The following is a 17,027-nucleotide window of genomic DNA, read 5'->3' as shown; positions in this document are numbered from 1 at the left end:
ATTGCGCTCAGACTTTCGCGGCCAGCTCTTCCAGATGGGCGACGATCTCGTCCGGCTTGAGCACCAGCACGTCGCTTTCGAGGGCATCCAGCACCACCTCGGCGGTGTTCCCGATCAGGGCGCCGGAGAACCCGCTGCGCGCCACCGTGCCGATGACCGTAACCGCGGCTTCCAGCTGGTGCGCGGTGCGTGGGATCAGCACGTCGGCCGGCCCTTCCTCTATATGCAGATGTTCGTCGTCGACCCCGTACTCGGCCTGGAACGCCTTGCAGGCTTCGCGGTAGCGCGCCTCGATGGTTTCACTGAGCTGGAAGGTCGGGTCGGCGGCCGAAAGCATTGGCGAGGGGTGTGCGCTGATCACGTGCAACTGGCCGTGGGTCAGTCCGGCTATGTCGTAGGCATGGCTGACGATGCTGGCGTGCAGCGAGCGATGCTCGATATCGCTGTTGCCGACGTCGACCGCGGCGAGGATGTTGCGCCCCGCCCAGGGCAGGGTGTTTTTCACCAGAAGAACCGGCGCAGGGCAGTGGCGTAGCAGCTTCCAGTCGTCGGGGGTGAGCAGGGCCTTCTTCAGCGGGCTGTCGGGCAGGTGCTGCTTGACCACCAAGCCGCAGCCCTCGGCCTGCTGCTCGGCGATGATGGTGCCCTGCAGGCTGTCGTGCCAGGCCTGCCGGCAACTGCTGCTGTAACCCTCCTCGCGCAGCTCTGCGGCGAGGTCCTCGAGCGATGTGAGCAGGTCGTCGCCCTTTTGGCAGGCCAGCAGGTGCAGGTGGGACTGGGTCACGCTGGCGATCAGCCGGGCGCGTTTGAGCGCCGGGCCGTCCGGCTGTACGGGGTCCACTACTACGAGAATGCTGCGGATGGCTTGCATGGTCGTCTCCCTGGGCTGTTGGTCTTGCTTTAGCAGAACTGTAGACGTGTTCCGATCATGCGGATCTTGAGGCACATCAAAGGTAGAACTGGCTGTGCGCGGGTGCATTCGTATAATGCTCCGCCTTTTGGCTGCCGGCGCATTCATCGCAGCGCCTGCCGATGATCCAGTGGAGCCTCTCATGTTGTCCGAAATCCGCGAGTTTCTTGGTTGCGCCACCCCCGACGCCTGGGTCGAGGCCGCGTTGCGGGACCAGGAGGTTCTGCTGATCGACCACAAGAACAACGAGTTCAAGGCCGCCAGCACGGCGCTTGCACTGATCGCCAAGTACAGCACCCACGAGGAACTGGTGAACTTCATGTCGCGCCTGGCGCGCGAGGAGCTGCGCCACCACGAGCAGGTGCTGGCGATCCTGAAGAAGCGCGGCATCGGCCTGCGCCCGATCTCCGCCAGTCGCTACGCCTCGGGCCTGCGCGCGGCGGTGCGCAACCACGAGCCGCACAAGCTGATCGATACGCTGATCGTCGGCGCCTTCATCGAGTGCCGCAGCTGCGAGCGCTTCGCCGCGCTGGTCGATCACCTGGATGCGGACCTGGCGAAGTTCTACGGGTCGTTGCTCAAGTCCGAGGCACGGCACTTCCAGGGTTACCTGGGGTTGGCGCGGCGTTACGGCGATGAAGCCGACATCGAAAAGCGCGTAGCGCACATTCGTGAGATCGAGGCGCAGCTGATCAGCTCGCCAGACGAAGAGTTCCGCTTCCACAGTGGCGTGCCCAGCGCCGCCTGAGCCCAAGGAAAAGCCGCCGGATTCGGCGGCTTTTTCGTTGTACGCCCTAGCGTTCGATGATCTGGCGAATCTGCGTCTGCGGAATCATCTGCTCTTTGCCCTCGGAGTCCTCGAACCGCACCATCCCGCTGTCCTTGTCCACGCGCGGCTTGTTGTCGGTGGTGATCATCTGGCCGTCGGCGGTGGTGATGATGTAGTGGCTGGAGCAGGCGCTCAGCGCCAGCAGGCAGGCGGCGAGTAGGAGGTGCGCTTTCATGGAGGATTCCCCGGGCTTTGCCGATGACGATAGATTCAGCTTAGCTGCCGGCCCGGGGGGGAGGCTGACCTGGATCAGGAGCCGGAAGGCTCTGGCTCGAGGCTGAAGGGCGCCTGCTGCAGGCCATCGGCGTCCGCCTGCAGGGCCCAGCCCTGGCGGTCCCAGTCGCCCAGGACGATGCGGCGCGCGGGCTTGCCGTCGAGTTGCAAGTCATGGATGGCCGGGCGGTGGGTATGCCCGTGGATGAGGGTTTGCACGCCATGCTCGCGCATGACCTTCAGCACCTCTTCCGGGGTCACGTCGACAATTTCGCTGGCTTTCATGCGCGTTTGCGCACGGCTTTCCTTGCGTAGCTTGCGCGCCAGCTGATGGCGCTTCGCTAGCGGCAGATTGCGCAGGATGAACAGCGAGAACGGATTGCGCAGCCAGCGGCGCAGCTTCATGTAGCCGACATCCAGGGTGCACAGGCTGTCGCCGTGCATCAGCAGCACCTTTTCGCCATTGAGCGCGACGACGCTGGGGTCGCGGAGGAGGGTGCAGCCGGCCTCACGGCAGAAGGCCTTGCCGATCAGGAAGTCGCGGTTGCCATGCATCAGGTAGATGCGTGTCCCTGCATCGGACAGCTCGCGCAAGGCGCGGGCGATGGCGTGCTGGAACTCGTCCATGCCGTCGTCGCCGATCCAGGCTTCGAAGAAGTCGCCCAGTATGTAGAGCGCCTCGGCCTGGCGTGCGCGGGTGCGGAGGAAATGCAAGAACGCCCGGGTAATGTCCGGGCGTTCCGCTTCGAGATGCAGGTCCGAGATGAACAGGACGCTCATCGACTCACTCGCCGACGATCTCGGCTTTCTCGATGATCACGTCGTCGCTCGGCACGTCCTGGTGACCGGCGCGCATGGTGGTCGGCACGGCCTTGATCTTGTTGACCACGTCCATGCCGTCGACCACCTGGCCGAACACGCAGTAGCCCCAGCCCTGCACGGTCGGCGCGCTGTGGTTGAGGAAATCGTTGTCGGCGACGTTGATGAAGAACTGCGCGCTGGCCGAATGCGGTTCCATGGTGCGGGCCATGGCGACGGTGCCGATCTTGTTGGCGACGCCGTTGTTGGCTTCGTTCTTGATCGGTGCGCGGGTGCTCTTCTGCTTCATGCCTGGCTCGAAACCGCCGCCCTGGATCATGAAGTTGTTGATCACGCGGTGGAATACGGTGTTGTCGTAATGACCGCTCTTCACGTACTCCTTGAAGTTGGCCGCGGTTTCCGGGGCCTTGTCTTCGAAGAGTTCCAGGGTGATGACGCCGTGGTTGGTGTGCAGCTTGATCATGAGGGAATTCCGCTCTGTCGGGAAAATCGAAGGCCTGTCAGGGGGTTGACAGCTTCGGCTATGATAAGCGCTTTGGTTTGGCCGGCCTACCCTGGCCGAACGTCAGTAACGATCAAGGACACCATGAGCAAGCCCACCGCCGATTCGAAAGAAGCCACTGTCGCCGCCAACTTCCTGCGACCCATCGTCCAGGCCGACCTCGAGAGCGGCAAGCACCAGAAGATCGTCACCCGCTTTCCGCCGGAGCCCAACGGCTACCTGCACATCGGTCACGCCAAGTCGATCTGCCTGAACTTCGGCCTGGCCAAGGAGTTCGGCGGTGACTGCCACCTGCGCTTCGACGACACCAATCCGGCGAAGGAAGACCAGGAATACATCGACGCCATCGAGGCTGACGTTAAGTGGCTGGGCTTCGACTGGGCGGGTGAGGTGCGCTATGCCTCCAACTATTTCGACCAGCTGCATGCCTGGGCCGTCGACCTGATCAAGGCCGGCAAGGCCTTCGTCTGCGACCTCAACGCCGAGGAAATGCGCGAATACCGCGGTAGCCTGACCGAGCCGGGCAAGAACAGCCCCTTCCGTGATCGCTCGGTGGAAGAGAACCTGGACCTGTTCGCCCGCATGAAGGCCGGCGAGTTCCCGGACGGCGCGCGTTCGCTGCGCGCGAAGATCGACATGGCCTCGCCGAACATCAACCTGCGCGACCCGATCCTCTACCGCATCCGCCACGCCCATCACCACCAGACCGGCGACAAGTGGTGCATCTACCCGAGCTACGACTTCACCCACGGCCAGTCGGACGCCATCGAGGGCATCACCCACTCCATCTGCACCCTGGAGTTCGAGGACCATCGCCCGCTGTATGAGTGGTTCCTGGCCAACCTGCCGGTGCCGGCGCAGCCGCGCCAGTACGAATTCGCCCGCCTGAACCTGAACTACACCATCACCAGCAAGCGCAAGCTCAAGCAACTGGTGGACGAGAATCACGTCGACGGCTGGGACGATCCGCGCATGTCGACCCTGTCCGGCTACCGCCGCCGTGGCTACACCCCGGCTTCGATCCGCACCTTCTGCGACATGATCGGCGTGAACCGCGCCGGCGGTGTGGTCGACATCGGCATGCTCGAATTCGCCATTCGTGACGACCTCGACGCCAACGCCGAACGCGCCATGTGCGTGCTCAAGCCGCTGAAGGTGGTCATCACTAACTACCCGGAAGGCAAGGTCGAGAACCTCGAGCTGGCGCGCCATCCGAAGCAGGACATGGGCGTGCGCGTGCTGCCGTTCAGCCGCGAGATCTACATCGACGCGGGCGATTTCGAAGAAGTCCCGCCGGCCGGCTACAAGCGCCTGATCCCGGGCGGCGAAGTGCGCCTGCGCGGCAGCTACGTGATCCGCGCCGACGAAGCCATCAAGGACGCCGCCGGCAACATCGTTGAGCTGCGCTGCAGCTACGACGAAAACACCCTCGGCAAGAACCCCGAAGGCCGCAAGGTCAAGGGCGTTATCCACTGGGTGCCGGCTGCAGAGAGCGTCGAGTGCGAAGTGCGTCTGTACGATCGCCTGTTCAAGTCGGCCAACCCGGAGAAATCGGAGGAGGGCGGCAGCTTCCTCGACAACATCAACCCCGAGTCGCTGACAGTGCTCAAGGGTTGCCGTGCCGAGCCGTCGCTGGCCGACGCCACGCCGGAAGATCGCTTCCAGTTCGAGCGCGAAGGCTACTTCTGCGCCGATTCGAAGGACTCCAAGCCGGGCGCCCTGGTGTTCAACCGCACCGTCACCCTGCGCGATTCCTGGGGGCAGTAAATGGCGCTTTCCGTCTACAACACCCTGAGCAAGGTCAAAGAGCCTTTCCAGCCGCTGGTCGGTAACCAGGTGCGCATGTACGTATGCGGCATGACCGTGTACGACTTCTGCCACATCGGCCACGCCCGCGTCATGGTTGCCTTCGACGTCATTGCCCGTTGGTTGCGCCAGCGCGGCTATGACCTGACCTACGTGCGCAACATCACCGATATCGACGACAAGATCATCCGTCGCGCCCAGGAAAACGGCGAATCCTTCGAGGACCTGACCGCTCGCATGATCGCCGCGATGCACGAAGACGAGGCGCGCCTGTCGGTACTGCGTCCGGACATCGAGCCGCGCGCCACCGGCCACATCGCCGGCATGCACGCGATGATCCAGACCCTGATCGACAAAGGCTTCGCCTACGCGCCGGGCAATGGCGACGTCTACTACCGCGTCGGCAAGTTCGTCGGCTACGGCAAGCTGTCGCGCAAGAAGATCGAAGACCTGCGCATCGGTGCGCGCATCGAAGTCGATGAGTCCAAGGAAGATCCGCTGGACTTCGTGCTCTGGAAAGGCGCCAAGCCGGGCGAGCCGAGCTGGGAATCGCCCTGGGGCGCCGGGCGTCCAGGCTGGCACATCGAATGCTCGGTGATGTCCACCTGCTGCCTGGGCGAGACCTTCGACATTCACGGCGGCGGTCCGGACCTGGTGTTCCCGCACCATGAGAACGAGATCGCGCAGAGCGAGGCGGCCACCGGCAAGCTCTACGCGGCGACCTGGATGCACGCCGGCGCGGTGCGCGTCGATGGCGAGAAGATGTCCAAGTCCCTGGGCAACTTCTTCACCATCCGTGAGGTGCTGGAGAAGTACCACCCGGAGGTTGTGCGCTTCCTGCTGGTTTCCAGCCACTACCGCAGCCCGATCAACTATTCCGAGGACAACCTCAAGGAAGCCAAGGGTGCGCTGGAGCGTTTCTACACCGCACTGCGCGGCTTGCCGGAAGCGTCGGCTGCTGGTGGTGACGCCTTCGCTGAGCGATTCGCTGCAGCCATGGACGACGACTTCAATACGCCGGAGGCCGTCGCTGTGCTGTTCGAGATGGCCCGCGAAGTGAACCGTCTGCGCGAGTCTGACCTCCCGGCCGCTGCGGCCCTGGCGGCCAAACTCAAGGAGTTGGCCGGTCTGCTCGGTGTGTTGCAGTTGGAGTCGGACGTCTTCCTTCAGGCAGGTGCTGCCGGCAAGGTCGATGCCGCTCAGGTAGAAGCGCTGATCCAGGCGCGCCTGGAAGCTCGCGCGGCGAAAAACTGGGCTGAGTCCGATCGTATTCGTGACGAGCTTACTGCTCTGGGTGTTGTGCTCGAAGACGGCAAGGGTGGCACCACCTGGCGTCTCGCCGAGTAAGCGTGATCAGAATGAAAAAGGGCCGCTGATCAGGCCGTGTGAAAACACGCTGTGAGCAAGGCAAAACAAACGCCCCGACTGGTTCGGGGCGTTTGTTTTTTTGGAGGGATCAGCCCATCAACTCGATCAGGCGACGCGCGCCGAGTACCTGAATCGCGCGTTTGAGGTTGTAGGCCTGCACGGCCAGGGCCATTTCCGTACTGGCGCCCGCTAACTGCCGCAGCAGGAAGCGGCCGTTGCCGAATATCCACTGTTTCAGGTTACCGAAGGGGTGTTCGACGATCGCCCGGCGCTTGGCCATCATCTCCGGCCGGGCCTTCAGGCGTTGCTGCATGCGCTCGAACGCTGATTCATGGGCATGACGGCTGAGATGACGACGCTGGCTATTCGTGCAGCGCGCCTTCAAAGGGCAAGCACGGCAGTCGCCGGCGATCGCATAAATCCTCTCTGTGCCTCGTACCTGTTTGAGCGGGAGCCACTGGCCTGCCGGGCACTGATAGCGGTCATGCTCCGCGTCGTAGGTAAAGGCGCTTCGGTCGAACAGCGCCGTGCCGTTGCCATGATTGTTAACGCCACGGTTCGGCGGTACATACGCCGTGATGCCTGCATCCTCGCACGCCTGGAATTGCTCGCCATTGGAGTAGCCGGCGTCCGCCGTGACCGTCAGTTGCGCCTGTTCCAGCACGGCTTGAGCGGCTTCCGCCATCGGCTGCAACTGGCGAGTGTCATTGCCATCCTGGGTCACCTCGTGGTGCAGCACCAAGCAATGCTTGTCATCGACGGCACTTTGCACGTTGTAGGCGACCCGTGCGCCCTGGTGAGTTCGCATCAACAGGGCATCGGCCTCGCCGATCACGAATTGCTCGAGCCCCTGGGCCTGCATCAGTACCTGGCAGGTCAGGTTGTCCGCGTGTTGAGCCTGCAACTGCTCCAGCGCAGTCTTCACGGCACTCCGGTCGACCCCATCGCCCGCTTCGGCGCGGTCGGCCTCATCCAGGTCGCTCAGATAGCGGGCTATCTCGGCCTCCAGCTTGGCTTGCTGACGCTTGAGCCGCGCCAGGCTCAGGTGCTTGCGCCGTGAAGCCACCGCCTGGAATTTGCTGCCATCGATGGCCACCAACTGACCACCGAGCAACCCGACCTGGCGGCAGAACTGCACGAAAGCACGACAGGTCGCCTGAAACGCCGAACCATTGTCTTTGCGGAAGTCGGCAATGGTCTTGAAGTCCGGCGACAGGCGACCCAGCAGCCACATCACTTCGACATTGCGCTGGCATTCGGCTTCCAGTCGGCGCGAGGAGCGAATTCGCTGGAAGTAGCCATACAGGTACAGCTTGAGCAAGTCGGCCGGATCATAGGCCGGGCGCCCCGTCCGGCTCGCCTGCGCCTTGCTGAAGCCCAGCCGCTGCAAATCCAACCGCGCCACGTAGGCCTCGATCACGCGGACCAGATGTTCTTCGGGAACCAACTCATCCAGCGACACTGGAAACAAGCTGCCCTGATCACGCCCTTCACCGCGGATATAGCCCATGAACGACAATGCCCGTATCGATCGATACGGGCATTGTCTTTGGCTTGTGCTCAGACGGCTAGGTTTTCACACAGTCTGTGATGCGGCCCTTTTTCATTGTCGGTGTCCCGTCCTGAATAAGGTTTACACCTTCGCCCTTATTTCAGGAGAGCCCCGATGGCAGAAGGTGTTCGTCGCAGCCAGCGTGATTACACGCTGGCTTTTAAACTGGCGGTGGTCGACCAGGTCGAAAAAGGGGAAATGAGCTACAAGGAGGCTCAGGCCCGCTATGGCATCCAGGGCCGCTCGACGGTGCTGGTGTGGTTACGCAAGCATGGCCGGCAGGACTGGAACCAGGGCGCCTCCCTTCGAAAGGCTCGGAGCCCGGATATGAATACCCCGAAATTGCCGTTGACCCCGGAACAACGCATCAAGGAACTCGAGCAGCAGCTTGAGGTGATGAGCCAGAAGGCGCAGTTCTTCGAGGCCGTGGTGAATGTGCTGGAGAATGACTACGGCGTTTCGATCGTAAAAAAGCGTCCCGGCAAGTCCTCACGCAAAGGCAAGTCCAAGCGCTGAGTGTTAGCAGGGCTTGCCAGTTCATGGGCATCAGCCGCCAGGCGTACTACCAGCGCAACCGGGCGGCGGATCAGCGCAGCCAGCAGGATCGACAGATCGCCCAGTTCGTGCGGCAGGTGCGGATGCGTCAGCCGCGCCTGGGAGCACGCAAGCTGCATTATCTGTTGCAGCAGCAAGCGGAAGCCGCGTTGCGAGTTGGGCGCGATCGCCTGTTCCGGGTGCTGGCCGAGCACCGCCTGCTGGTTCGACCCAAGCGGGCGTACCACAAGACCACCCACAGTTTTCACCGGTTCCATCGCCATCCCAATCTGCTCAAGCCAGGGCCGCAACAGGTCTTGCCCGATGCGCCGGAGCGCGTCTGGGTTGCCGACATCACCTATCTGCCCAGCCAGAGCGGCCCGCTGTACCTGAGCCTGGTCACCGACGCCTATTCGCGCAAGATCGTCGGCCATCACGTCCACGACAGCCTGCACGCCGAGTCGGTGGCCCATGCCTACAGCCAGGCGCTGCGGCGCCGCACGACGCAGGAACCCCTGGTGCATCACTCCGACCGAGGAATTCAGTACTGCTCGGGGCTTTACCAACGCCTGCACGCGCAGCACGGAGCAATCTGCTCGATGACCGACGGCTACGACTGTTACCAGAATGCGCTGGCTGAGCGCGTCAACGGCATCCTGAAGAACGAGTTGCTGGAGCATCCTCCCGCCGACCTCGCGCAGGCGCGCCGCATGGTGCGTGAAGCCGTCGACATCTATAACCGCGAGCGCCCTCACCTGGCCCTGAAATACAAAACGCCCGATGCGGTGCATCGGGCGTTTTGAGGTCTGGAGCATGGCCTGAGAGGTGTAAACCTATTTCAGGACTAGACACGGGGAAGGCTTATTTGTGCAGCTCTTCCGCGGCGTACAGGGTATTTTCCAGTAGGCAGGCGCGGGTCATGGGGCCAACGCCGCCCGGTACCGGAGTGATCCAGCTGGCGCGTTCGGCGGCTACTTCGTATTCCACGTCACCCACCAGCTTGCCATCGGTCTGACGGTTTATGCCCACGTCGATGACGATGGCGCCTTCCTTGATCCATTCGCCCTTGACCAGGCCCGGCTTGCCGGCGGCCACTACGACCAGATCGGCCCGACGCACGTGCTCGGCCAGGTCGCGGGTGAAACGATGGGTCACGGTTACGGTGCAGCCGGCCAGCAGCAGCTCCAGCGCCATCGGGCGGCCAACGATATTCGAGGCGCCCACGACGACTGCGTCCAGACCGTACAGATCGGTGCCAGTGCTTTGCAGCAGGGTCATGATGCCTTTCGGTGTGCAGGGGCGAAGCAGCGGGATGCGCTGAGCCAGGCGGCCGACGTTGAAGGGGTGGAAGCCGTCCACGTCCTTGTCCGGCGCGATGCGCTCGAGCAGTTGCGAAGCATCGAGGTGGGCGGGGAGGGGCAACTGAACCAGGATGCCGTCGATCGTCGGGTTGGCATTCAGGCTGTCGATCAGAGCAAGCAGTTCTTCCTGGGTGGTGCTTTCCGGCAGGTCATAGGCCTGGGACAGGAAGCCGACTTCTTCGCAGTCCTTGCGCTTGTGTGCGACGTAGACTTGGGAGGCGGGGTCGCTGCCAACCAGGATCACTGCCAGGCCGGGAACGCGCAGACCTTGCTGGCGGCGCTCGGCGACGCGTTGGGCTATCTGCTGGCGGAGGCTGGCGGCGATCGCTTTGCCGTCGATCAGTTTTGCAGTCATGTCGGAAGAGCAACCATAGAGTCGGGAGAAAAAAGGACGCGCATTTTCGCACGCCCTCCTCATAAGGCAAAGGCGGCGACCCCCTGATTTGCCGTAACTCCTTTATCTCTTTGAAATTTTTTTAAAAAAACCGTTGACGAGGTTAGGGCTCATCGATAACATGCGCCCCGCTTGCCGAGCACAGCCTGAAGCAAGAACAGAAGGCAGTGCAAACCGGTTCAGTGGTTTCCACTGATCTGCTTAGCAAGGGTTGCAGCCACTAAAGCGCCCGTAGCTCAGCTGGATAGAGCATCCGCCTTCTAAGCGGATGGTCGCAGGTTCGAGTCCTGCCGGGTGCGCCATAATGGCGTTCGGTAACAAGCATGTAATATGGTGGGCGTAGCTCAGTTGGTAGAGCACAGGATTGTGGCTCCTGGTGTCGTGGGTTCGATTCCCATCGTCCACCCCATATTCCGAAGCGCCAGGCCTATAGCCTGGCGTTTTCGTTTCTGCGGTACCCTGCGGACGTGGTGAAATTGGTAGACACGCCGGATTTAGGTTCCGGTGGCGCAAGCTGTGAGAGTTCGAGTCTCTCCGTCCGCACCATCTTTCTCTTTATTCAGAAGCTCTCGCATCCGTGAATTTCTGCTGCTTCCAGCAGGGTGACTTCTGCATTTCTTGTGACTAGAATGCTTGCCCTTGATCTGGGAGCCGGAAGGACCGGCTTACGTCTGTGCCACGAGGAATATCCATGCAAGTTTCCGTAGAAAGCACCTCCGCTCTTGAGCGCCGCATGACCGTTGGCGTGCCGGCCGAGCGTATCGAGACCGAAGTCAACAAGCGTCTGCAGCAGACCGCTCGTCGCGCCAAGGTTCCTGGCTTCCGTCCCGGCAAGGTGCCGATGAGCGTGATCCGTCAGCGCTACGAAGCCGCCGCTCGTCAGGAAGCCCTCGGTGACCTGATCCAGGAAACCTTCTACGAAGCCGTGGTCGAGCAGAAGCTGAACCCGGCTGGCGCTCCGTCCGTCGAGCCGAAATTGTTCGAGAAGGAAAAGGGCCTGGAATACATTGCGACCTTCGAAGTCTTCCCGGAATTCCAGGTTGCCGGCTTCGACGGCATCGAAATCGAGCGTCTGCAGGCTGACGTAGCCGACACCGATGTCGACAACATGCTGGAAATCCTGCGCAAGCAGAACACCCGTTTCGAGGCTGTCGAGCGCGCTGCGCAGAATGACGACCAAGTGAATATCGATTTCGTCGGCAAGATCGACGGCGAAGCCTTCGCTGGCGGTTCGGCCAAGGGCACCCTGCTGGTGCTGGGCTCTGGTCGCATGATCCCGGGCTTCGAAGAAGGCCTGGTCGGTGCCAAGGCTGGTGAAGAGCGCGTGCTCAGCCTCACCTTCCCCGAGAATTACCAGAACCTGGATCTGGCCAACAAGGCCGCAGAGTTCACCGTTACCGTGAACAGCGTCAGCGAACCCAAGCTGCCTGAGCTGAACGAGGCCTTCTTCGCCCTGTTCGGCATCAAGGAAAGCACCCTGGAAGGTTTCCGCACCGAAGTTCGCAAGAACATGGAGCGTGAGCTGCGTCAGGCGATCAAATCCAAGGTCAAGAACCAAGTAATGGAAGGTCTGGTTGCCAGCAACCCGATCGAAGTGCCGAAGGCCCTGATCAGCAACGAAGTGAACCGTCTGCGCGTGCAGGCTGTCCAGCAGTTCGGTGGCAACATCAAGCCCGAGCAACTGCCGGCAGAGCTGTTCGAAGAGCAGGCTAAGCGCCGCGTAGTGCTGGGCCTGATCGTTGCAGAACTGGTCAAGCAGCATGAATTGAAGGCTGACGAAGCCCGTGTTCGCGAAATGATCGAAGACATGGCTTCTGCCTACCAGGAACCCGAGCAAGTTGTTGCCTGGTATTACAAAAATGACCAGCAACTGAACGAGGTGCGCTCGGTTGTACTGGAAGAGCAAGTTGTAGATACTGTCCTGCAGAAGGCCAAAGTGACCGATAAGCAGGTATCTTACGAAGACGCGGTCAAGCCTGCTGAAGCTCAACAAGCAGCCTGATCTCAGCGGTACTTCGTTTGATCGTCATAAGCCAGCCTTCGGGCTGGCTTATGCGTCTTTGAGATATGTCTATTTCAATAGGGAGTGATCGTCGGACATGCCCAATTCTTACATGCCGCAAGTTCCGAACATCCAGGCCGCTGGTGGTCTGGTGCCGATGGTGGTGGAGCAATCCGCACGCGGTGAGCGTTCCTACGACATCTATTCGCGCCTGCTCAAGGAGCGAATCATCTTCCTGGTCGGCCAGGTCGAGGACTACATGGCCAACCTGGTGGTTGCCCAGTTGCTGTTCCTCGAGGCCGAGAACCCAGACAAGGACATCCATCTGTACATCAACTCGCCAGGCGGTTCGGTAACTGCTGGTATGTCCATCTACGACACCATGCAGTTCATCAAGCCGGACGTGTCGACCATCTGCGTCGGTCAGGCTTGCAGCATGGGCGCGCTGCTGCTCGCCGGCGGCGCTGCTGGCAAGCGTTACTGCCTGCCACATTCGCGGATGATGATCCACCAGCCTCTGGGGGGCTTCCAAGGTCAGGCCTCGGATATCGAGATCCATGCCAAGGAAATCCTCTTCATCAAGGAGCGTCTGAATCAGGTGCTGGCGCACCACACCGGCCAGCCGCTCGATGTGATTGCCCGTGATACCGATCGTGACCGCTTCATGAGTGGCGAAGAAGCGGTGCAATACGGTCTGATCGATCAGGTTTTCACTCAGCGTCCCTCTGCTGCCTGAACCCCCGCCGTTGATGCAGTGGCCGGGAAACCGGCCGCTTCGCGGGCTTGAAAATGCCCGCATTTGCCTTCATCTTGTGTTTCAAGCTTATCCGACTGGAACGATCTAATGACTGATACCCGCAACGGCGAGGACAACGGCAAGCTGCTGTATTGCTCCTTCTGCGGCAAGAGCCAGCACGAAGTGCGCAAGTTGATTGCCGGCCCCTCGGTCTTTATCTGCGACGAGTGCGTTGACCTGTGCAATGACATCATCCGCGAGGAGGTGCAGGAAGCACAGGCGGAGAGTAGTGCGCACAAGCTTCCGGCGCCGAAAGAGATCCGTTCCATCCTCGATCAGTACGTGATCGGTCAGGAACGTGCGAAGAAAACTCTGGCGGTAGCGGTCTACAACCACTACAAGCGCCTGAATCAGCGCGATCGCAAGGACGATGTCGAGCTGGGTAAGAGCAACATCCTGCTGATCGGGCCGACCGGCTCGGGCAAGACCTTGCTCGCCGAAACGCTCGCACGCCTGCTCAACGTACCTTTCACCATCGCTGACGCCACGACTCTCACCGAGGCTGGTTATGTGGGTGAGGACGTCGAGAACATCATCCAGAAGCTGCTGCAGAAGTGCGATTACGATGTCGAGAAGGCCCAGATGGGCATTGTCTACATCGACGAGATCGACAAGATTTCGCGTAAGTCAGACAACCCGTCCATTACCCGTGACGTGTCTGGCGAAGGCGTACAGCAGGCCCTGCTGAAACTCATCGAGGGCACCGTTGCCTCGGTTCCGCCGCAAGGTGGTCGCAAGCATCCGCAGCAGGAATTCCTGCAGGTCGACACCCGCAACATCCTGTTCATCTGCGGTGGTGCGTTCGCGGGTCTGGAGAAGGTCATCCAGAACCGTTCGACCAAGGGCGGTATTGGCTTCAGTGCTGAAGTTCGCAGCCCGGATATGGGCAAGAAGGTCGGCGATGCACTGCGTGAGGTAGAGCCTGAGGATCTGGTCAAGTTCGGCCTGATTCCCGAGTTCGTTGGTCGTCTGCCGATCATCGCCACCCTCGAGGAGCTTGATGAGGCAGCGCTGATGCAGATCCTCACCGAGCCGAAGAACGCCCTTACCAAGCAGTACGCCAAACTCTTCGAAATGGAAGGCGTGGATCTCGAGTTCCGTCCGGATGCCCTCAAGGCTGTGGCTCGCAAAGCCCTGGAGCGCAAGACCGGTGCTCGTGGCCTGCGCTCGATCCTCGAAGGCATTCTGCTCGACACCATGTACGAAATCCCCTCGCAGACCGATGTCAGCAAGGTGGTAATCGATGAAAGCGTCATCGATGGATCTTCTCAGCCTCTGCTGATCTACGAGAACAGCGAGCAGCCTGCCAAGGCTGCACCTGAGGCGTAAAAAGAGGGGCCGTCAGGCCCCTTTTTCTTTCCCGTCTACCGCGCTTGTTTTTTCCCGGGCCTAACCCCATCTTAGGTCCAAGGGTTTAACCCATCTTTTTTGGCCAAGTGCCGCTGTAGAGCCGAATATCATGAAAACACTCGTCGAGTTGCCTCTGCTTCCCCTCCGTGACGTAGTGGTTTACCCGCACATGGTCATCCCGCTGTTCGTAGGTCGGGAAAAGTCCATCGAGGCCCTCGAGGCCGCCATGACCAGCGACAAGCAGATTCTTCTGCTGGCGCAGAAGAACCCCGCCGATGACGATCCGGGCGAAGACGGCCTGTACCGCATGGGGACTGTGGCCACTGTCCTGCAACTGCTTAAGCTGCCCGACGGCACGGTAAAGGTGCTGGTCGAGGGCGAGCAGCGTGGCCGCGTCGAGCGTTTCATTGAGGAAGATGCCCATTGCCGCGCTGAAGTGTCGATCATCGACGAAGCATCGGTGGGCGAGCGCGAGTCCGAGGTCTTTATCCGCAGTCTGCTGAGCCAGTTCGAGCAGTACGTGCAGCTGGGCAAGAAGGTTCCGGCTGAAGTTCTGTCGTCGCTGAACAGCATTGATGAGCCTGGTCGCCTGGTCGATACCATGGCGGCACACATGGCGCTGAAGATCGAGCAGAAGCAGGAGATTCTGGAAATCACCGAGCTCGCTGCGCGTGTCGAGCACGTGCTGGCCATGCTGGATGCGGAAATCGATCTGCTGCAAGTCGAGAAGCGCATTCGTGGTCGCGTCAAGAAGCAGATGGAGCGCAGCCAGCGCGAGTACTACCTGAATGAGCAGATGAAGGCCATTCAGAAAGAGCTGGGCGACATCGACGAAGGCCACAATGAGGTCGAAGAGCTCAAGAAACGCATCGACGCAGCTGGTCTGACCAAGGAGGCGCTGGCTAAGGCCAACGCCGAGCTGAACAAACTTAAACAGATGTCGCCGATGTCTGCGGAAGCGACCGTTGTGCGCTCCTACATCGATTGGCTTGTGAATGTGCCGTGGAAGGCCGAGAGCAAGGTTCGTCATGATCTTGCCCGCGCCGAAGACATCCTCGACACCGATCACTACGGCCTGGACGAGGTCAAGGAACGCATCCTCGAGTATCTCGCTGTCCAAAAGCGCGTGAAAAAGGTGAAGGGTCCTGTTCTCTGCCTCGTAGGTCCGCCAGGTGTGGGTAAAACCTCGCTGGCTGAGTCCATCGCTCGTGCCACTAATCGCAAGTTCGTGCGTATGGCCTTGGGCGGCGTGCGTGACGAGGCTGAGATCCGTGGGCACCGTCGTACCTACATCGGCTCCATGCCTGGTCGCCTCATCCAGAAAATGACCAAGGTGGGCGTGCGCAACCCGCTGTTCCTGCTCGATGAAATCGACAAGATGGGCAGCGATATGCGCGGCGACCCGGCCTCGGCGCTGCTTGAGGTTCTAGATCCGGAGCAGAACCACAATTTCAACGACCACTACTTGGAAGTGGATTACGACCTGTCGGACGTGATGTTCCTCTGCACGGCCAACTCCATGAATATCCCGGCACCGCTGCTGGATCGCATGGAGGTCATTCGTCTGCCCGGCTACACCGAAGACGAGAAGGTCAATATCGCCTCGAAGTACCTGGTACCGAAGCAGACTGCGGCAAATGGTCTCAAGAAAGGCGAGCTTTCCTTCGAGGAAGGTGCCATCCGTGACATCATTCGCTACTACACCCGCGAGGCGGGCGTGCGCAGCCTGGAGCGGCAAATCGCCAAGGTCTGCCGCAAGGCGGTGAAGGAGGGCGCCAAGGCCAAGCGCATTGAGGCCAGGGTGTCTACCGAGACGCTGGAAAACTACCTGGGGGTACGCAAGTTCCGTTACGGGCTGGCTGAGCAGCAGGATCAAATCGGTCAGGTAACTGGTCTGGCCTGGACACAAGTTGGCGGTGAGCTGCTGACTATCGAGTCGGCCATTGTTCCGGGTAAAGGCTCGCTGACCAAGACCGGTTCACTGGGTGATGTGATGGCAGAGTCCATCACTGCGGCGCTGACAGTCGTGCGCAGTCGTGCGAAAAGCCTGGGTATTCCGGCCGATTTCCACGAGAAACACGACATTCACATTCATGTGCCGGAAGGCGCCACGCCCAAGGATGGTCCGAGCGCAGGCATTGGCATGTGCACTGCTCTGGTATCGGCGATCACTCAGATCCCGGTGCGGGCGGATGTCGCGATGACGGGCGAAATCACCCTTCGTGGACAGGTTCTGGCCATTGGTGGGCTGAAGGAAAAACTTCTGGCCGCTCACCGGGGGGGAATCAAAACTGTGATCATCCCCGAAGAAAATGTTCGAGACCTCAAGGAAATTCCGGACAACATTAAGGCAGATCTCGTTATTAAACCGGTTAAATGGATTGACGAGGTCCTGCAAATTGCGCTGCAATACACGCCGGAGCCCTTGCCCGATGCGGCTCCCGAGATGGTTGCAAAGGATGAAAAGCGCGAGTCTGATTCCAAGGAGCGAATCAGCACGCATTAGCCGGGGGGCTTTCTTGACACTGTTTTTGAGCCCTTGTTATAAAGCGGCACTTGCTTTGTCAGTCAGCAATCCAGCACCTGCTTTT

General features: G+C 60.8%; 14 protein-coding genes and 3 tRNA genes. 11 read left to right on the top strand and 6 right to left on the bottom strand.

Features of this window, described 5'->3' with window-relative positions:
- Window positions 1–7: 7 nt before the first annotated feature.
- Window positions 8–871 carry a universal stress protein gene (locus tag ACA097_RS03075; protein WP_371368439.1) on the bottom strand — a complete coding sequence of 288 codons (864 nt, stop codon included), beginning with the start codon at window positions 869–871 and terminating at the stop codon, window positions 8–10.
- 181 nt (window positions 872–1,052) lie between these two features.
- Here ACA097_RS03075 and ACA097_RS03070 point away from each other — a divergent pair, with 181 nt between their 5' ends.
- Window positions 1,053–1,658: a tRNA-(ms[2]io[6]A)-hydroxylase gene (locus ACA097_RS03070; RefSeq protein ID WP_043251216.1), complete on the top strand. Its 606-nt coding sequence runs from the start codon at window positions 1,053–1,055 to the stop codon at window positions 1,656–1,658.
- A 46-nt stretch (window positions 1,659–1,704) separates the two neighbouring features.
- On the opposite strand, the gene ACA097_RS03065 is transcribed toward ACA097_RS03070, so the two are convergent.
- The 3 genes from ACA097_RS03065 to ACA097_RS03055 form a co-directional block, all read right to left on the bottom strand.
- On the bottom strand, window positions 1,705–1,914 hold the full coding sequence (locus ACA097_RS03065; RefSeq protein ID WP_043251217.1) for a YgdI/YgdR family lipoprotein: 210 nt from the start codon (window positions 1,912–1,914) through the stop codon (window positions 1,705–1,707).
- A 74-nt stretch (window positions 1,915–1,988) separates the two neighbouring features.
- The gene (gene lpxH, locus ACA097_RS03060; RefSeq protein WP_043251219.1) at window positions 1,989–2,732 is read right to left on the bottom strand and encodes a UDP-2,3-diacylglucosamine diphosphatase; all 744 of its coding nucleotides are present in this window, start codon (window positions 2,730–2,732) and stop codon (window positions 1,989–1,991) included.
- Between the two features lie 4 nt (window positions 2,733–2,736).
- The gene (locus ACA097_RS03055; protein WP_043251221.1) at window positions 2,737–3,234 is read right to left on the bottom strand and encodes a peptidylprolyl isomerase; all 498 of its coding nucleotides are present in this window, start codon (window positions 3,232–3,234) and stop codon (window positions 2,737–2,739) included.
- Between the two features lie 123 nt (window positions 3,235–3,357).
- Between ACA097_RS03055 and ACA097_RS03050 the strand changes: the two genes are divergently transcribed.
- Window positions 3,358–5,040 (top strand): glutamine--tRNA ligase/YqeY domain fusion protein, encoded by a 1,683-nt coding sequence (locus tag ACA097_RS03050; protein WP_043251226.1) that lies wholly within the window; start codon window positions 3,358–3,360, stop codon window positions 5,038–5,040.
- Window positions 5,041–6,426, top strand: coding sequence for a cysteine--tRNA ligase (gene cysS, locus ACA097_RS03045; RefSeq protein WP_371368435.1), 1,386 nt, complete (start codon window positions 5,041–5,043; stop codon window positions 6,424–6,426). It abuts the gene before it with no gap.
- A 109-nt stretch (window positions 6,427–6,535) separates the two neighbouring features.
- On the opposite strand, the gene ACA097_RS03040 is transcribed toward cysS, so the two are convergent.
- On the bottom strand, window positions 6,536–7,957 hold the full coding sequence (locus ACA097_RS03040) for an IS1182 family transposase (protein WP_371368433.1): 1,422 nt from the start codon (window positions 7,955–7,957) through the stop codon (window positions 6,536–6,538).
- A 156-nt stretch (window positions 7,958–8,113) separates the two neighbouring features.
- On the opposite strand from ACA097_RS03040, the gene ACA097_RS03035 reads away from it, so the two are divergent.
- A protein-coding gene (locus tag ACA097_RS03035; RefSeq protein ID WP_160285487.1) for an IS3 family transposase occupies window positions 8,114–9,336 on the top strand; the annotation gives its coding sequence in 2 pieces (ribosomal slippage) (window positions 8,114–8,465 and window positions 8,465–9,336; 1,224 coding nt in all).
- 58 nt (window positions 9,337–9,394) lie between these two features.
- On the opposite strand, the gene folD is transcribed toward ACA097_RS03035, so the two are convergent.
- Window positions 9,395–10,249: a bifunctional methylenetetrahydrofolate dehydrogenase/methenyltetrahydrofolate cyclohydrolase FolD gene (gene folD, locus ACA097_RS03030; protein WP_160286510.1), complete on the bottom strand. Its 855-nt coding sequence runs from the start codon at window positions 10,247–10,249 to the stop codon at window positions 9,395–9,397.
- Between the two features lie 264 nt (window positions 10,250–10,513).
- Here folD and ACA097_RS03025 point away from each other — a divergent pair.
- From ACA097_RS03025 to lon, 7 genes are all read left to right on the top strand, one after another.
- Window positions 10,514–10,590: transfer RNA gene (locus ACA097_RS03025), tRNA-Arg, on the top strand.
- A 31-nt stretch (window positions 10,591–10,621) separates the two neighbouring features.
- Window positions 10,622–10,697: transfer RNA gene (locus ACA097_RS03020), tRNA-His, on the top strand.
- A gap of 52 nt (window positions 10,698–10,749) precedes the next feature.
- Window positions 10,750–10,834: transfer RNA gene (locus ACA097_RS03015), tRNA-Leu, on the top strand.
- A gap of 145 nt (window positions 10,835–10,979) precedes the next feature.
- Window positions 10,980–12,290: a trigger factor gene (gene tig / locus ACA097_RS03010; protein ID WP_043251233.1), complete on the top strand. Its 1,311-nt coding sequence runs from the start codon at window positions 10,980–10,982 to the stop codon at window positions 12,288–12,290.
- A 97-nt stretch (window positions 12,291–12,387) separates the two neighbouring features.
- Window positions 12,388–13,026, top strand: a complete 639-nt coding sequence (clpP, locus tag ACA097_RS03005; protein ID WP_043251234.1) for an ATP-dependent Clp endopeptidase proteolytic subunit ClpP — start codon at window positions 12,388–12,390, stop codon at window positions 13,024–13,026.
- A 108-nt stretch (window positions 13,027–13,134) separates the two neighbouring features.
- Window positions 13,135–14,415: an ATP-dependent Clp protease ATP-binding subunit ClpX gene (gene clpX / locus ACA097_RS03000; RefSeq protein WP_043251235.1), complete on the top strand. Its 1,281-nt coding sequence runs from the start codon at window positions 13,135–13,137 to the stop codon at window positions 14,413–14,415.
- A 130-nt stretch (window positions 14,416–14,545) separates the two neighbouring features.
- On the top strand, window positions 14,546–16,942 hold the full coding sequence (gene lon / locus ACA097_RS02995; protein WP_043251236.1) for an endopeptidase La: 2,397 nt from the start codon (window positions 14,546–14,548) through the stop codon (window positions 16,940–16,942).
- Window positions 16,943–17,027: the final 85 nt, after the last annotated feature.

The sequence above is a fragment of the Pseudomonas sp. QL9 genome, from assembly GCF_041409665.1.
Lineage (GTDB): Bacteria > Pseudomonadota > Gammaproteobacteria > Pseudomonadales > Pseudomonadaceae > Pseudomonas > Pseudomonas knackmussii.
The sequence above is the reverse complement of the archived record's forward strand: the minus strand, read 5'-3'. Positions and strand labels throughout refer to the sequence as shown.

Coding starts and splice junctions, on each gene's coding strand:
- ACA097_RS03075 (WP_371368439.1), bottom strand. CDS start 871: ATGCAAGCCATCCGCAGCATTCTCGTAGTAGTGGACCCCGTACAGCCG.
- ACA097_RS03070 (WP_043251216.1), top strand. CDS start 1,053: ATGTTGTCCGAAATCCGCGAGTTTCTTGGTTGCGCCACCCCCGACGCC.
- ACA097_RS03065 (WP_043251217.1), bottom strand. CDS start 1,914: ATGAAAGCGCACCTCCTACTCGCCGCCTGCCTGCTGGCGCTGAGCGCC.
- lpxH (WP_043251219.1), bottom strand. CDS start 2,732: ATGAGCGTCCTGTTCATCTCGGACCTGCATCTCGAAGCGGAACGCCCG.
- ACA097_RS03055 (WP_043251221.1), bottom strand. CDS start 3,234: ATGATCAAGCTGCACACCAACCACGGCGTCATCACCCTGGAACTCTTC.
- ACA097_RS03050 (WP_043251226.1), top strand. CDS start 3,358: ATGAGCAAGCCCACCGCCGATTCGAAAGAAGCCACTGTCGCCGCCAAC.
- cysS (WP_371368435.1), top strand. CDS start 5,041: ATGGCGCTTTCCGTCTACAACACCCTGAGCAAGGTCAAAGAGCCTTTC.
- ACA097_RS03040 (WP_371368433.1), bottom strand. CDS start 7,957: ATGGGCTATATCCGCGGTGAAGGGCGTGATCAGGGCAGCTTGTTTCCA.
- folD (WP_160286510.1), bottom strand. CDS start 10,249: ATGACTGCAAAACTGATCGACGGCAAAGCGATCGCCGCCAGCCTCCGC.
- tig (WP_043251233.1), top strand. CDS start 10,980: ATGCAAGTTTCCGTAGAAAGCACCTCCGCTCTTGAGCGCCGCATGACC.
- clpP (WP_043251234.1), top strand. CDS start 12,388: ATGCCCAATTCTTACATGCCGCAAGTTCCGAACATCCAGGCCGCTGGT.
- clpX (WP_043251235.1), top strand. CDS start 13,135: ATGACTGATACCCGCAACGGCGAGGACAACGGCAAGCTGCTGTATTGC.
- lon (WP_043251236.1), top strand. CDS start 14,546: ATGAAAACACTCGTCGAGTTGCCTCTGCTTCCCCTCCGTGACGTAGTG.